The following is a 15,359-nucleotide window of genomic DNA, read 5'->3' as shown; positions in this document are numbered from 1 at the left end:
ACGGAAAATCGGACAACTGAAAGTGAGCGGAATAGAAAATACTTTTGTGAATATCTACCAAAAAGACGAATTTGACTTTGTGACACCATTATATTATGAAATATTGGACTCTGATGAAAATCTGATTTTGGAAAAGCATCATTTAATTGGAACTAACGACCAAATTATGGACTTGGAAAATTTTAAAGCTAAGTCTTATGACAGTATTGTATATCTGACTTGGGGAAAAGAAAGCGAAATTTATGCAGTTTGTGATTTAAAATCTGGAAAAGGATACCCGAAAAGTAAACTGAATAAAAATTGGAAAACGGAATTTGAGAATTCAAATGATTTGGTAAACAGATTAAAAGAAATAAATCCAGATTTAAAAGCTAATTGGAATAATTGACTTTGAACATTAAAGCAACAGATATTTATATTTCAAAATCGACTGAACAAATCGATGTGTTCAGAAGGAGCGACTTAAAATATACTCAGATTTCAAAATCTTCAAATTCTGATGAAATTGGAAAAGTTGTTCATTCGGGACTTTACGAGATAGAATATAATGGAATAAATTGGGAGTCCCCAGACAAATACAATAAAATAAAAGATAAGGATTGGGAATATGTGGTTGTAGTAATTGAAATGGAAAATAACACCTACGTTACCACGCCGCATTGGTCTTATGAAAAAGCGCCAAACATATTTATCAAAAACACTTCGGATTTTAATGAAATTGGTAATGCTGTCATTAAAACAATCGATTTTTGTAAAAAAGTGATTAAAGAAAATCGACATCCAAAAAAATAACTGGTGCCAACAACGGGTATAACTCATAGCTAGGTCGTGGTTTAATCGAAGGTTTCGGGCGTTTTTGGAAATCCGCCAAATTTTTAAATTTGGCTTTTGTACTTAAAAATTAAAAACAAAATGTAAAAATTTTTGCTTGTGCTAATTCTAAAAGTCCGTACCTTTTAACACGCTACGAGCCATACCCAAACCGTTACCTGTAATGCGAACCAAAATTCGTAAAGTTTCCATATAATTCAACTTTTTAATTATCTTTGTGTTGTAAATCAGAACAAAGAAACTGAATGAACAGAAGATTTGAAGTCGTTTTTCTTGAACAAGCGATTGATTTTTTAGATAGTCTCGATTTGAAAACAAAAGAGAAAATCTATTACAATATTGACAAAGCCAAACTAGGACTTGACCCTAAGCTGTTCAAAAAACTGACCGATGACATTTGGGAATTCAGAACAAAATATAGCGGATTGCAATACAGACTATTCGCATTTTGGGACAGAACAGACAAATCTGAAACGCTCGTGATTTCAACACATGGAATTGTCAAGAAAGTAAGTAAGGTACCGAAAGCCGATATTGACAAAGCGGAACGAATTAGAAAAAAATACTTTGAACAATAAAATTATGGCAACGAAAAATAAAAAAATGAAAATGATGACCCTTGACGAACTAAAAGATAGGGATATCGGAAAAATAGGAACACCAGAGCGAGATAAGTACGAATTTGACTTGCGAATGGAACTATTGGGCGAAATGATTAAGTCTGTACGTAAAGAACGAAACTTAACCCAAGAACAACTTGGTGAATTAATTGGAGTACAAAAATCTCAGATTTCCAAATTGGAACGAAATACAAAAAACGTGACCATCGAAACCATTTTAAAAGTATTTCGAGCATTGAAAGCCAATGTGAAATTTAGCGTGGAAATGAACGAAGCAGAATTTAAAGTAGCGTAGAAAGCACTACAGGTAACAACGTGTATAGCTCATTGCTGGTCAATTGCTTAATCGAACGTAAAGGTATTTTTGTAAAGTCGCCAAATTTTTAAATTTACTGGCGTTTTTATTTTATATTTAGGTGGCAGTAGTCCTTCGGTAGACGATTTCCAAAAAGTAAGATAAATAGTAAAATTTAAAAATCTGGCTTGTGCATAACCGAAAATTAATAGCTAATTTGCACGCAACGAGCCATACACCATACCGTTGTCGGAAATGCCCACGGGCACGTGCAAATACGTTCGCCCAAAGCGAACTCCCTTTCCACTATTCCCGACAACGGCCACGCAGTACGCTGCAATTTGCTTTAAAAGAACCAAAGGCTTTTTAGTATTTTTACCGGAAACAATACGGCAGACACGCAGTTGCACTTCCGACAACAGGCGGATAAAGCAAATAGCGACTAAAGGCTGGCATAGCTCCGTCCGCACATGCGCGGACAACGCTACTCGCCTTACCCGCATGGCCGTTATGTGCAAGCAAAAAAAACGACAGTACAAGAAAATAAGGTTCGTTTTTAGAACAAAAAAATGATTGAAAATTATACAAAAGAAGTTCTGAACGAAAGAGAGTTTTCAAAACAAAAAATTGAGACAGAATATCCTAAAGTTTTTGAAATATTAGGATTTATGGACAAATATTTCGCATCATTAATAAATCGTTTTGAAAATGTTAGCGGAATGGGAGAAATTGATAATTATAAATTTGCATTGATTGTATCTTTTATAAGAACTCAATTGATTATTAGCGAACATATTCTTAATAGTGAATTAATTGAGGTCACAGTTTTAGAAAGAAAACAAATAGAATTAGTTGCGAGATTATCCGAAATTGACAAAAAGACAAGTAATAAAGAAAGTATCCAAAGGTTAAAAGGCAAAACACCAAATATTGGAAACGGAAACGTAAGCGATAATCTAAAAAGTATGTATGGAATGTTCTCTGAAATAGCACATTCATCAAAAACGGAACCATTTGCATTATTAGCAGAAAAACCAAATATTGACTCGATTGGATATAGTGTTTTGCCCGAATATGACTCAAAAAACACTATTGTTGCTTTGAATAATCACATCCAAATATTTTTTGATTTTGTAATTTATATGTTAGATTTTCAAAAAGAACTTATGAAAGATTATAATGATAACGATGATATGGAATTAATGAATAATCTATTAGAATCAGGCAAACTTTCTGGACTTACAGTATTTGACAGATTTAAATAACGAGAAATGCCTGCACATAACACCGTATATAATTTATTGCTGGTTTCTTGCCTACTTACGAAAGTCCTCGCGGACTTTCTTGGTCGGTTTTTATTTACTAAATTAGTTGCTTGAAACACGCAACAAACCATATACACAAACGTTATAAACAAGTTTGAAAAAAACAATAATCATTTTATTTATTCTAACTGGACTCACCAATTCTTATGGACAGGAATTGAATGGAGTTTGGATGTCGTACAACAACCGGATTGTAGAAGGAACAACATACCACACGACAGGAGATGAGGGAATAATTATCGATTTCGACAATTCTACAATGGGTCATATTAAAACGGACACAGTAGTTAAAATCAAAGTTAATTTTAGAAAATCAAAAATAAAAAGTAGGGCTTTAAAAGCTAAAATAAAGTTTCGACAGTTCGGACAAGATTCCATCGAAATGAATGGGTTGGAAAATACTATTTATGTTTTTCGAAAACTGGACTTAGCACATGAAATTGACCTAGATAAAAATGAAATTTCGGACTTCTTAATAACCCACCAATTCGATTCTATTCAAGGAATTAAAGGCGAGTTTAGCGGAGATAAGTTCTTCCGCGATATTACTTTGAACACGCCTCAACCAAAAAATCAATTTGTAAACAAGAACTGGAACGACAATGGGTATTGGTCAGTTAAAAAAATCAAAGGAAATGCTTTTTTAATATTTACAATTGGACAAACAGAGCCAAATAATATCCTTCAAATATTATCGATTAGCCAAAACGGATTAAAACTAAATCAATTGCAAACGGACGAGTGGATGGAAAATTTGACGGAAATAAAAACCTGTTTATAACAAGGGCTAAAATTCATTGCTTGCGGATTTCCTTGCAGGAAATCCTGCGCAAAAAGCTATCTTTAGGTTCGGCGTGACTGTCCAGCGGACAGATCAACGCCACGAACCTTAGCCGAGACCGTTGTCGGAAATGCCCACGGGCACGTGCAAATACGTTCGCCCAAAGCGAACTCCCTTTCCACTATTCCCGACAACGGCCACGCAGTACGCTGCAATTTGCTTTAAAAGAACCAAAGGCTTTTTAGTATTTTTACCGGAAACAATACGGCAGACACGCAGTTGCACTTCCGACAACAGGCGGATAAAGCAAATAGCGACTAAAGGCTGGCATAGCTCCGTCCGCACATGCGCGGACAACGCTACTCGCCTTACCCGCGTGGCCGTTAGCCGCAAGCTGAAAAACAAGCTCATATTATTGATTTTGTAGGAATATTCTATAAAAGAATTCTATTTTTACTTTCCAAACAATCCTACTACCGTCAATGAAATCTCATAATTTAAAAGAAACCGTACAAAAACTTAAGGGACCGACGAAAGAACAAATAATAGTTGGAAACCAATGGGCGGCTGTAGCTTTGGACAAATTTCACTCGAATTCAAAGGCTACAATTAAGATTACCAATGATAATAGTGACCAAGAAATAATGTTGTCATGGGATTCGGATTTTCCTTCTGCCGCAATGAAAGAAAATATTGATATGGCAAATCACGGTGGAGTAGCTATTGCTTTTTTTGTGATGTCGACGCTATCTGGTTTTACGTATGTTGAACAATCTGAAATTGGAGATGGGGTTGACTACAGATTCAAAATAAATGAACCTAAAGATGATGATTTAAACTTCTTAGACGATTATCACTATGTCGAGGTATCTGGCATATTAAGGGAATCAGCGACAAATACTTTAAAAAGGAGAATAAAGATTAAACACGAACAAATAAATAAAGGGAGAAAAAAAGATAAATCTTCATCAGTAATTGTTACTTTGTTTAGCGAACCTAAAACCATAAGAGAACTTCACTAATGAAAGCAAAACTACTTCATCAACAAGCAATGGATTATTCGTTTAAAGCTAAACAAGCTGTTTCGGAGAATAATTCTGACTATGCGTTTGAAATGTTTTGTAAAGCAGCTGAAATAGAGAGCAAAGTTGCCAAATTCTACTTTGACAAACCAGAGTTAGAACCGACAAGAAGTGTTTTAATTAGAAGCGCAGCATTTCTTAATCTTAAAGCTGGATTGATTGACAAAGCACAGGAGTTCATTTTTTTTGGTCTATTAAACGTAACAGATAAAGAAATTAAATCTCAACTAAATGATGCGCTAGAGATTTCTGTATCTCTAAAAAACATGTCTCCTTATGGTGCAAGTAATGAATATAATTATTTAACACAATTAAGGCAAAAAAGTATTCATTACATATTAGAGCCATCGCATTCAGTTTTTGGCAATTCAGTTAGCTTAGAAATGCTTAAGGATTTTAGTAATAATTTCTTGAAATCTTTAAAATCTTATGCATCTAGTATGTTTACAAGATTCGCAAAAGATTGGGATTATTCAGAAGAGGCCGCAAAAGAATTTGAAAAACTAGCAAATCCTTTACTCACAGGTTCTTCAATAGGTAGTTTCAAATTTTCGTTAGCAAATGATTTTCTTAGTAGAGAAGGAGAAGATGATAAAATCAAACAACTCAAGTCAAACATTGTTGAAAAATATCATACAAACATTTTTATAAATCCACTTGATACTGAGAGCATTCAGATATTAAAGAAAGAATTTAGTGACAAAGAAATTAATGATATATTCAGACCGCTTACAAGAATAAAAGCTAAAAACTCAGCCTATAAAATAGGTTATTACGATACTGACAATTATAACAAAATCTTCATACCAAGAATTGCCACAGAGCAAAAGAAAAAATTACTACCAATAGTAGAAATTAACAAAGATGAAATTGGACGACTTGAAAGTTCAATAGTTCATAGAAGAGAACTTAGCTCAGGAAAAGTATCTAAACAAACCATAATATCGGAGGAACTTAAATCCTATGAATTTGAACAACTTATTAAAGAAATTACTCCTAAAAATTATTCTTCGGTAATTTTAAATGAAGAGATACTTCTTAACATAAATTTTGACTCCGAGAATGGATTTGATATGAGTTTCCCTGATTTTGATTTAAAAACTATTGACACAGAATATCAACGTGGTTTAGACAAATTATCTGAATTACTATATTTAAAAATCATTCAAATTGCAGAAAAAGATGTTCGCGACGATATAGAACAGGCAGAATGGGATTTCATAAAGAAAATTATAAGCAATCCAGAGGCGTTAAAGAGATAATGAGAAAAAGCCAGCGGCTAACAAAACCTATAAACAATACGGGCTTCGGGCTTAAACCAAAGGTCTGTGTATTTTTATGAAGTCCGCAAAATCTTTGGGATTTTGCTTTTTAGCGGGACAAAGAAAAAAAGAAAACCAAAAGATTTCGCTATGTGCGTGGCGGAAAGCAAACGCTAGTTTGCTCCCGTACTGTTCATAGCTAAACCGTTGGGCACAATTAAAACCAAATGAACAGACTACTGGTATTATTTTTTTCTTTATCCATAATTGGTTGCAGTAAACAAAAGAAGATTTGGGACAACGGATTGACTAAAAGTGTGGAAGAAATAACTGAATACACGATTCGAATTCAAGAAGATTCTTTAAAAAACGAAATTCGTGATACCCTTTTAATTGCGGTAAAAAAATATAGAGATGATGACCAAATAGCGATTCAAACTCGAAAAACATTATTTGACAATGGACACATGGAAATTGAATATATCTATGACTATTCCGACAGATTAAAACAAGAGATTGTGAAAATGTCAACAGACAGTATACCACTCAAAGTAAACTATTCATATAAAAACTCTTTACTTTTTCAATCAAGCGGAATTATGGATAATGAAACTGAAAGGTTTGAGCAAATAGAAACTCATTATTACAGAAATGACGATACCAAAGAGAAGTCAATAATGAGACAAATATTTCTTGACAAAGAAACCAATGACACAATTAGAAATTCAACTGTTACTACTTACTTCAATACTGACGAAAAAGTTGACAGTATTTTATCAATCAATCTTCGCAGAAAAGGACAAAACCGAAAAGCAGTATACGAATTTGATGGAAAGAATTTTGTCGGACTTAAGGAATATAATGAAAGAGACTCTTTACTGTCAAATCAGAAATTTAAGTATAAACTGGACGAATTTGACAACTGGACAGAAAAAAAGGTAATTGAAAACGGAATTCTGAAAAGAATAATAATCCGAGAAATAAAATATAAATAACTGTGCCCAACAATGGCTCCTATGAAAAGCCATAGTCCAGTGTCTCAAAGATAATTAATATGTTGTTTAATCTTAAACCACCCTTTTTTTCTTTTAATATAACTTGCTCCGCATCCTATATGTGATAGACCTTTTGGTCTTCACCGGCATCTGTATGATCATAAGTTAATCAGTCCGGTCACTTGCTAACCGATGTGATAGATCTTAAAAGCCGATCTTCACCCACATTGTTCTGTGATCTGGACTATGTTACTTCTTGTTGAGCTTTGTTATCAATTTATATTTATTCTATGACCCCTATTTGATAGGGAGTCTCCGTCTTTATTACTGCAAGGGTTCTGCTCAGTAGTTTTCTAGCTACCTTCACTATAATCGATTTAACGTTCTTGCCCCGGTGTTTTCTATAATACCCCTGCATCACGGGATCGGTTCGAATAGCTTGCCAAGACGCTTCTATAAAGTAACTCCTCATCAAGCGGTGAGCACGCATGGTGATACCCGTATTGCGGAAAGTGTCGCCACTCTGGTAAACCCCAGGGGCCATGCCCACATAACCTGCCAAGTGCTTGATGTTCTTGAAACGGCGCAGGTCGCCCAGCTCACTTAAAATACCACTGGCGACTATGCCCCCTATCCCGGGAATACTCTTCAATAACTCAAAGTCCTTCTTATAATATTGCTTGGTGTACTTGCGAAGGCTCGTCGATACATCCCTGAACTCCTTGTCGATAAACCTGAAACTGCGCATACGGCTCGCAAGTACAATATTGCACGGTTCGTAATCGAAGACCAACGTGTCCAACCAAGTACGGAACCTATGGCTCCAATGGTCATTGTCGAACTCCTCCGGTACCGTTATCCCGTAATACAACAACTGCATCTTGATATAACTCTTGACCTGGCGCATATCCTTGACCAGATCGTTACGCCTTCTAAAGAGACTTCGCAATTGTTCCCGCTTGGGGTCGGGCACTTGTATGCTCTCCAAACGACCATCTTTAAGCTCCCTGGCTATGAGCTGTGCATCTATCCTATCGGTCTTGGTATGGCGTTCCTTACCTCTCCTGAAAATATCCGCAGGGTTCACCACCAAAGAACGCCAACCATAACCCTCGAAGCAACGATGGGCATGGTAACCGCAACAGCCAGCTTCATAAGCTGTTGTAACATCGTAATCGGGATAATACTTCTCAACATAGTTTAGAAGCAGTTCAGGCTCGGGCGACATTGAAAAAGTCCTGCCGGAACTAAGGTCGGTAGCACAGTGGACCTTCCAGCTACGTTTGTGTATGTCGATACCAATGAATAACTTAGGTCTTGCAGTTTGTTGTGTTTCCATATCTTTTGATTTTAACGGATCTTAAAGATACTCGACAGGCTGCTTTTTCATAGATGCTAACCGCAATTACGGCGGATTCGACTACGTCCGAATCCACTCGGAATTGCTAAAGCTTGTGCTAAACCGAAAATTAATGCATATTAACCCGTAACTGACGGTTATACGAGACCGTTGTAAACCATTATAAGAAATGTTCAATCCAACGAAGAGAAACAGAAATATAGGAACTTCCAAACAGGGTTATGGTCAAAATAATCGGAATGTCATTTCTGATAGCTGGAATGACTTACGGATTTTCTGGGAAAAACTTGAAGAATACACTGTTGTAAAGCGAATCATAAATTCAAAGGAATATACTTTTCTTGTTGAGAAAACAAGAAAGGATAGTGTTCACCCTTGTACAGTAGATGACGTTGCGAAAATTATTGAATTACTTAATCCATATGATTTAGAAAATCTACATTTAATTGTCTTTCGACAACCCAAAAGACGAGAGGAAACTCTAAAACCGGTGTGGGGACGACTTAATTATTTTGTAGAAATTGACAAACACGAAGGTGCTGCAATTATGTTAGAATCTTTTGATTTTAATAGAACAATAAAATGGTCAAAATCTCTAAAAAATGAAGACAGAAAAGAATTTGAGAGACTGCTTCAAGACGGACATGAAATGACAGAAAGCAAAAGAGATTTTATAATTAACCCAACAATTAGAGGATTAAGGAATACAATGCTTTATCGGACTTTTATTCATGAAGTTGGTCACTACGTTGAATATTTGAAAAAAATAGAGAGACCTTCAAGAAAAAATACCGATTATGATTTCTGGGCCGACTATGACAAAATTCCATCACGAGAAAAAGAAAACTTTGCTCACTCATATGCTAAGAAAGTAACGGATGAATTGACTGAAAATGGACAAATCCCATTTGACCGAATTTTGGATAAAAAGTCAATGGACTCTGAAAAACTGGATGTTTCGGATTTCTTAGCGCCTGAAAAATAACGGTGTACAACACAACCTATAAACAATACGGGTTTAGCTGCTTAAGTTATAAACCCGGAGTATCAATGAGCACCGCCAAATCTTTTGGATTTGGCATTAAATAAAAAAAGAAAAAGCAAAACAAAAAGGTTTGGCTAAGTACCAAACGGAAAGTAAACGCTAATTTGCTCCCGTACTGTTCATAGCCGAACCGTTATGCACAAGTTGGGCATCTTTTGAAAACCCGTGCTTTCCGAAATGCAAGTCCTATTTACAACGGACTAAAAATGAAAATATGGATAGCGGAACATTACTCGGGACAATCCGAAAATGAACCTATCTGAACGGGACGGAACTGAAAAACATTGCGGAAAATTGAGCTGAATAAAAGACCTAACAAACGCAGTTTTTAAACCGAAAGACTTAGCCCCCAAAAAGTTCGCGACAGAATTTCAGCCACGGAGAGCACCGAGCTGAAACTACGACCGAACTGTGCGGAAAAAGGATTTTCCCAGCTTGTTTCCTGAAAAGTGAATCCTGGAACACCCAGCGTTCGTGCTGAATTGAAAAACGGTTGACCTTAACGGAAAAAACTCAATTAAAATCGGAATTTTTTTGAGATTTTAAGGAAAAATTCGATAAATTGAGAGCTTTAAAAAAGCACCGGAATTTGACCCGTGCGGATGAAAAAAATAAAAAAACCTGTGCATAACAAAGAACTGAGATAAAAAACAAACAAATTACTCCTTAATCTGAGACATTATCATTCTAGGCTCATAGATTCAATAACTTGGTTCTTTGAGCTTTTTTATTCTATTTTTTTCCTGATTTATCTTGGCAATATCGAAACGTAAGTTTCGTCATATGGCCTGCCAGATTTTGCAATGGCAAAACACTGTTTAAGCAGTTTGTTGGCTACTGCTATCAAAGCAAGCTTCTTGCTTTTCCCTTTATTTACTATCCGATCATAAACCGCCGTACATGCCTTGTTGTGCTTACAGGCATTGAAAGAGCATAGAAATAATAGGTTGCGCAGTTTTCCATTACCTACCTTACTTATTCGTGAACGACCTCTAACGCTGCTCCCTGACTCTCTTATCGTTGGAGTTATGCCAACGTAACTACAAAGCTGTGCCGCAGTCTCAAACTTGGAAAAACCGTCGGTCACAACTATTAAGAACAAGGCTGTCTTTTGACCTATTCCAGGTATGGAAGTTAACAGGGTCAATTGCTCTTGTTGATCCTTTTTTACCAATGACAGAATCTTTAATTCGATAGCCGATATTTCTTTATCCAGCTGTTTCCTGTTACGGATCAATGAACGATAAACAAACTTTGACGGAACACCCAAAACAACTTCTCCATGTATCTTGTTCTTAGTTGCGGTACGCTGTTTTAAATATGTGTCCAATAACCGAAACAACTGTAAACACTCACTTTGGATATCTGTCAAAGCATCGTAAATAGGGACTTCATTGATTAAAGCATATTCACAAATAGCCTTTGCATCACTTTTGTCCGTTTTTACTTTTGCTAATCTCATTTGAATAAATCGCTTTATTGATAAAGGATTTACAACTGATACCAGTACCTGATTTTTGTAAAGAAACTGTGCCAGTCTGTAATGATAATAACCTGTAGCTTCCATAACCACCAATGAACCAGGGGGTAATTCTTTAAGGTATTTCTTGAATCCCGTTTCATCGTTCTTATACCGGTTGTGACCTTTGTTACTGCCATGTACATCAAAGACATCTTTACCAATGTCGACTCCAAAAGTTTCTTTATATTTATTCATAACAAATATTTTATGAAAGAACCGGCTACTTCTGCTCACAACAACTTGAAAACGAGATCTAAGGTCTCACAGAACTGAACGTGATTTAAGTAGTAAAAGAGAGAGGATTATCAATGTTGTCGAAGTCTGAAGCTTCACCGTGTATACTAACCTTAATTCTCTCTTTTGTTCTTTCTGGTTATTACATCAATTTAAAGAGAATCTAACTTAAGACGTGTATAAATAATTGCTGCCAGTGGCTTGCACTTGGGACGTTGTTCTGTTTGCTAGCGTCCGATTTTCCTTCGGAAAATCGCCGCGCACAAACACGCAACTATTCATACACCCAACCGTTATGCACAAGTTGGGGCATCTTTTAAAAACCCGTGCTTTACGAAATGTAAGTCCTATTTCCAACGCACTAAAAATGACAATATGGATAGCGGAACACCGCTCGTGATTTCCCGCATAAAAATCCACTGGAACGGAACTGAAAAACATTGCGGAAAATTGCGCTGAATCAAGGACCTGCCAAATGCAGTTTTGGAAACGAAAGGTCCAGCCTTCCAAAAGTCCACGGCCGAATTTAAGCCACGGAGTAAACCTGTGACCGAACTGTGCGTAAAAAAGGACAATTAAAATCGGAATTTTTTTGAGATTTTAAGGAAAAATTTGATAAATTGAGAGCTTTAAAAAAGCACCGGAATTTGACCCGTGCGGATAAAAAAAATACAAAAAAACCTGTGCATAACACCGCGTATAAATAATTGCTGCCAGTGGCTTGCACTTTGGACGTTGCTCCGTTTGTTAGCGTCCGATTTTCCTACGGAAAATCGCCGCGCACAAACACGCAACTATTCATACACGTAACACGTTACCCAACATTTTGAAAAAATAAACAATGTTTTTGGAAAAATCACTTTTGATAATATTTATCTAAGAAAAACATCAGGACAGGATACATGGTCAGGGTAAAGTTATAGCCAAAGTGGAGGTGTATTTTGTTTTATTGAATTTGTGCTTATTTTTAAATAAAACTTGCCTTTTTTAGATGACCAAAATATTCATATATGCTGTTTTTATCATTTATGTATTTTCGTTTGCACAAATCGGTCATGCACAAATTCCTTTGGAAAAGGAAACAGAAATATTTGCAGACGCCACAGATGCTGAAAAAATTTATGTACAACTTTCTGCATACACCTTTAACACTTCGGAAACCATTTGGTTCAAAGCCATAGTAACAGATGTACTTAATCATACACCTACAAAAAGAAGCGGCGTACTTCATGTAGAATTAATTGACCCGTTGGACAACCGGATAGTTGACGAAAACCTTCTAAAGATAAATGGTGGAGTATCAAATGGATTTTTTCAGTTGCATTCAAATTACCGAGAAGGAAAATACATTATTAGGGCATATACAGAATGGAATAAAAATTTTGGTCCGGATTTTATCAACTCCATCCCCATTCATCTATATCGATTAGAAAACTTTGATGCCAAGCCCAATCCCATTCAAAATATAGTTTTTACAAAAGACCTAAATTCTAATACTTTTTCTTTAGCGTCTACCATTGCCATTAAAGAGTTGGACAGTCTTCATAATGATGACGCTATACTATATATCAATTGGAAAGGTGGTGAAGACTCTATTGTAATAAAGCACAAAAAAAAGAACCCTGTGATTAATTTGCAGCATAAAGTTCCATTGAGCGTTCCAATAATAAATTACCGTTTACAGACCAAGAATGAGGTATTTGCCAAGTCGATAGTCCTTGACGATGAATATGGTTCCTTACAGTTTTTTCCTGAAGGAGGTTCGTTGGTAGAGGGTTTACAAAGTGTAGTTGGGTTCAAGTATATAGATTATAGGGGTAAGGGTGCTGAAATACAAGGAAGGATAGAAGATAAAAATAGTACTATAGTTACCGAATTTAAAAGCAATGCTTTGGGGATGGGCCAACTAATCCTTACACCTGAACCCGGACAAACCTACTATGGTGTTTTGACTACCAATAGCGGGAATACGTTTAAGTACGAATTGCCTGAAGTAAAAAAGTTAGGGCAGGTTATAAGTTTAATCAACAAAGGTTCTGAAAGGGAATTAAGAATTTGGAATAAAGAAAAGAATAGAGATAGTCTCTTTATTAAGATTTTCCACAGGGGTAAAAATCTTTTCTTTCTGAAAGCAAGGTTCACCAATGGAATGTTTTCATTTAAAATCGTTCCTGAAAATCTGCCCCATGGCGTTATTGGACTTACCGTTTTTGATAAAAACTTCTCACCAGTAGCGGAACGTCATTTCTTTAATCATCTAAAACAAGAAAACCTTGATATAGGGTTAGAAACGAATAAAGATAACTATGCGGTTCGTGATAGCGTTCAAGTTTCCATTTTGACTAGGCAAAATGGCGAATCTGTACCAGCGTCGATTTCTGTTATGGCAGTCGACTCCAGTTATTTTTACGGTACTAATCTGAAAAGAAATAATATTGTCTCTTACTTTTTATTGCAATCCGATATAAAAGGAACTGTAGAAAATCCATCATACTATTTTGAGGACGAGGAAAACTTAGCGGAACTGGATTACTTGATGCTGACCCAAGGTTGGACCAATTATAAATACAAAGAGAAGAAAAAAGCCAGACTTATAAATGCTGAAAAAGGTTTGGAAATTAAGGGTACAGTAAATGATATTGACAATCCAAGTAAAAGGAAACACGAATTAAATATGCTCCTAATGGGAGAGACTACAGAAGCTTATGCCATAGATACTGACAATACAGGCTATTTTAAGCTTGCCTTGGATGACAGCTATGGACTTGGCAGAAAGTTTGTGATACAGCCCACAAATGCTAGTAACAAAAGAGGTAAACTAAAGATTGATATAAAGGGGTATGAAGTTCCTGAAATTTCCTATGAAATAGAAAAAGTCATTGCCCCTGTTGATAGTATTGTCGAAAAGAAAATGATCCAAAAGATAGAGGAGGATATTAGATTAGATCCTTTTTTATTACCAAATACAATAGCACTTAATGAAGTGGTAGTAAGTGATTATAGGGTTACTCCTGAGCGTGCCGAAATGGTAGAACTGCATGGGATACCTGATGTAGTCATTGAAAATAATGAGTTGATAAGTAAACAAAAGAAATGGACCAGAGGCTTGTACAGATGGTTACTCTTTAATTACCCCAAGGATATACGGGTCACTAGGGTTCGTAATGGAACAGGATTTGAACTGGCCTATGTTTACGGTGCGGAATGGACCTATGTGGTTATCGATGGTATTCCGGTACATGAACGAGATTATGGACTAATCGGTAATATTCCAGTAAGTGCCGTTAAAAGTGCGGAAATCATTCGAAATACAAGTACGGCCAATAAATACCACAATCAGGTTTTCGATTGTGCGCCAATATGCCCCCCTCCCTCGTTTCCAGCAATACTTGCCATCTACACCTATTCAGGAAAGGGTCTATCAGGTGCTTTTCCTAAAACTAAAAGAACCAATCTTATAAATGATATTGCTCCACAATATTCTCCTAGTCGTGAATATTATGTTCCCGAATATCATAATCCTGAAAAAATAGATTGGAGTATTCCGGATCGGCGTACATTACTGTCATGGAAACCGAATATTATTACTGGTAAAAACGGTCAAGCAAAAACAGCTTTTTTTAATAGTGACATTTCAGGAAAAATAGTGCTTATCTGTGAAGGAATTACTTTTGCTGGAAAAGTAGGGTATTCAGAGCTATTTTATGAAGTTGATGATCCCTGATTGTAAATACCTTTAAAAATCCCATAGTATGGCGATTATTTATGACAAAAAAACTTTAAATAAAAATTAACATAGGTAAATGGCCTTCTAGCAGTTTTGTACGGATAAACAATTCACTCAAACGCAACTGTTGTGTTGATGGACTTGCCAATCTTATGGAAAAGCTAACTCGGACGGAAAAAACGTTGGGTAACAATACCTAAACGTAATGCGGGCTTTAGGGTTAAACCGATAGGTCTGTGTATATTTATAAGGTCGCTAAATCTTTGGGATTTAGCTTTGG

The 15,359-nt window shown here is 35.9% G+C and carries 15 protein-coding genes; 11 read left to right on the top strand and 4 right to left on the bottom strand.

What is annotated here, in order from left to right; all coding sequences use genetic code 11:
* Nucleotides 1-22 precede the first annotated feature (22 nt).
* The 4 genes from HYG79_RS08100 to HYG79_RS08085 all read left to right on the top strand — a co-directional run bounded on the left by HYG79_RS08100 (nucleotide 23) and on the right by HYG79_RS08085 (nucleotide 1,746).
* On the top strand, nucleotides 23-388 hold the full coding sequence (locus HYG79_RS08100) for a hypothetical protein (RefSeq protein WP_179241599.1): 366 nt from the start codon (nucleotides 23-25) through the stop codon (nucleotides 386-388).
* Between the two features lie 2 nt (nucleotides 389-390).
* On the top strand, nucleotides 391-792 hold the full coding sequence (locus HYG79_RS08095) for a hypothetical protein (RefSeq protein ID WP_179241598.1): 402 nt from the start codon (nucleotides 391-393) through the stop codon (nucleotides 790-792).
* A gap of 284 nt (nucleotides 793-1,076) precedes the next feature.
* Nucleotides 1,077-1,409, top strand: a complete 333-nt coding sequence (locus HYG79_RS08090; RefSeq protein ID WP_179241597.1) for a type II toxin-antitoxin system RelE/ParE family toxin — start codon at nucleotides 1,077-1,079, stop codon at nucleotides 1,407-1,409.
* Between the two features lie 4 nt (nucleotides 1,410-1,413).
* Nucleotides 1,414-1,746 (top strand): helix-turn-helix domain-containing protein, encoded by a 333-nt coding sequence (locus HYG79_RS08085; protein WP_179241596.1) that lies wholly within the window; start codon nucleotides 1,414-1,416, stop codon nucleotides 1,744-1,746.
* Nucleotides 1,747-1,958: 212 nt separating this feature from the next.
* Here the strand turns inward: HYG79_RS08085 and HYG79_RS08080 are convergent, their stop codons facing one another.
* Nucleotides 1,959-2,165: a hypothetical protein gene (locus tag HYG79_RS08080; RefSeq protein ID WP_179241595.1), complete on the bottom strand. Its 207-nt coding sequence runs from the start codon at nucleotides 2,163-2,165 to the stop codon at nucleotides 1,959-1,961.
* 150 nt (nucleotides 2,166-2,315) lie between these two features.
* On the opposite strand from HYG79_RS08080, the gene HYG79_RS08075 reads away from it, so the two are divergent.
* Both HYG79_RS08075 and HYG79_RS08070 read left to right on the top strand, forming a co-directional pair.
* Nucleotides 2,316-3,011, top strand: coding sequence for a hypothetical protein (locus HYG79_RS08075; protein ID WP_179241594.1), 696 nt, complete (start codon nucleotides 2,316-2,318; stop codon nucleotides 3,009-3,011).
* Between the two features lie 154 nt (nucleotides 3,012-3,165).
* Nucleotides 3,166-3,852, top strand: coding sequence for a hypothetical protein (locus HYG79_RS08070; protein ID WP_179241593.1), 687 nt, complete (start codon nucleotides 3,166-3,168; stop codon nucleotides 3,850-3,852).
* 108 nt (nucleotides 3,853-3,960) lie between these two features.
* Here the strand turns inward: HYG79_RS08070 and HYG79_RS08065 are convergent, their stop codons facing one another.
* Complete coding sequence (locus HYG79_RS08065) at nucleotides 3,961-4,146, bottom strand: hypothetical protein (RefSeq protein ID WP_179241592.1); 186 nt, start codon at nucleotides 4,144-4,146, stop codon at nucleotides 3,961-3,963.
* A gap of 188 nt (nucleotides 4,147-4,334) precedes the next feature.
* Between HYG79_RS08065 and HYG79_RS08060 the strand changes: the two genes are divergently transcribed.
* The 3 genes from HYG79_RS08060 to HYG79_RS08050 all read left to right on the top strand — a co-directional run bounded on the left by HYG79_RS08060 (nucleotide 4,335) and on the right by HYG79_RS08050 (nucleotide 7,191).
* Nucleotides 4,335-4,874, top strand: a complete 540-nt coding sequence (locus HYG79_RS08060; RefSeq protein WP_179241591.1) for a hypothetical protein — start codon at nucleotides 4,335-4,337, stop codon at nucleotides 4,872-4,874.
* Complete coding sequence (locus tag HYG79_RS08055) at nucleotides 4,874-6,196, top strand: hypothetical protein (protein WP_179241590.1); 1,323 nt, start codon at nucleotides 4,874-4,876, stop codon at nucleotides 6,194-6,196. Before HYG79_RS08060 ends, HYG79_RS08055 begins: the two co-directional genes overlap by 1 nt.
* Before the next feature lie 227 nt (nucleotides 6,197-6,423).
* Nucleotides 6,424-7,191, top strand: a complete 768-nt coding sequence (locus HYG79_RS08050) for a hypothetical protein (RefSeq protein ID WP_179241589.1) — start codon at nucleotides 6,424-6,426, stop codon at nucleotides 7,189-7,191.
* Nucleotides 7,192-7,474: 283 nt separating this feature from the next.
* On the opposite strand, the gene HYG79_RS08045 is transcribed toward HYG79_RS08050, so the two are convergent.
* A complete protein-coding gene (locus HYG79_RS08045) occupies nucleotides 7,475-8,530 on the bottom strand; it encodes an IS110 family RNA-guided transposase (RefSeq protein WP_179241588.1) in 1,056 nt (351 codons plus the stop codon).
* Nucleotides 8,531-8,720: 190 nt separating this feature from the next.
* Between HYG79_RS08045 and HYG79_RS08040 the strand changes: the two genes are divergently transcribed.
* Complete coding sequence (locus tag HYG79_RS08040; protein WP_179241587.1) at nucleotides 8,721-9,536, top strand: hypothetical protein; 816 nt, start codon at nucleotides 8,721-8,723, stop codon at nucleotides 9,534-9,536.
* An 808-nt stretch (nucleotides 9,537-10,344) separates the two neighbouring features.
* Here HYG79_RS08040 and HYG79_RS08035 read toward each other — a convergent pair.
* Nucleotides 10,345-11,313: an IS110 family RNA-guided transposase gene (locus HYG79_RS08035; RefSeq protein ID WP_179241586.1), complete on the bottom strand. Its 969-nt coding sequence runs from the start codon at nucleotides 11,311-11,313 to the stop codon at nucleotides 10,345-10,347.
* 1,030 nt (nucleotides 11,314-12,343) lie between these two features.
* On the opposite strand from HYG79_RS08035, the gene HYG79_RS08030 reads away from it, so the two are divergent.
* Nucleotides 12,344-15,076 (top strand): hypothetical protein, encoded by a 2,733-nt coding sequence (locus tag HYG79_RS08030; protein WP_179241585.1) that lies wholly within the window; start codon nucleotides 12,344-12,346, stop codon nucleotides 15,074-15,076.
* The last annotated feature ends 283 nt before the right edge of the window (nucleotides 15,077-15,359 follow it).

Origin of the sequence: Costertonia aggregata (assembly GCF_013402795.1) — a bacterium.
In the GTDB taxonomy this organism is placed as follows: Bacteria; Bacteroidota; Bacteroidia; order Flavobacteriales; family Flavobacteriaceae; genus Costertonia; species Costertonia aggregata.
The sequence above is the reverse complement of the archived record's forward strand: the minus strand, read 5'-3'. Positions and strand labels throughout refer to the sequence as shown.

Bases quoted from the DNA above. Each gene is read 5' to 3' on its own strand.
- HYG79_RS08060 (WP_179241591.1), top strand. From the start codon at position 4,335: ATGAAATCTCATAATTTAAAAGAAACCGTACAAAAACTTAAGGGACCG.
- HYG79_RS08030 (WP_179241585.1), top strand. From the start codon at position 12,344: ATGACCAAAATATTCATATATGCTGTTTTTATCATTTATGTATTTTCG.
- HYG79_RS08045 (WP_179241588.1), bottom strand. From the start codon at position 8,530: ATGGAAACACAACAAACTGCAAGACCTAAGTTATTCATTGGTATCGAC.
- HYG79_RS08075 (WP_179241594.1), top strand. From the start codon at position 2,316: ATGATTGAAAATTATACAAAAGAAGTTCTGAACGAAAGAGAGTTTTCA.
- HYG79_RS08040 (WP_179241587.1), top strand. From the start codon at position 8,721: ATGTTCAATCCAACGAAGAGAAACAGAAATATAGGAACTTCCAAACAG.
- HYG79_RS08090 (WP_179241597.1), top strand. From the start codon at position 1,077: ATGAACAGAAGATTTGAAGTCGTTTTTCTTGAACAAGCGATTGATTTT.
- HYG79_RS08085 (WP_179241596.1), top strand. From the start codon at position 1,414: ATGGCAACGAAAAATAAAAAAATGAAAATGATGACCCTTGACGAACTA.
- HYG79_RS08035 (WP_179241586.1), bottom strand. From the start codon at position 11,313: ATGAATAAATATAAAGAAACTTTTGGAGTCGACATTGGTAAAGATGTC.
- HYG79_RS08055 (WP_179241590.1), top strand. From the start codon at position 4,874: ATGAAAGCAAAACTACTTCATCAACAAGCAATGGATTATTCGTTTAAA.
- HYG79_RS08050 (WP_179241589.1), top strand. From the start codon at position 6,424: ATGAACAGACTACTGGTATTATTTTTTTCTTTATCCATAATTGGTTGC.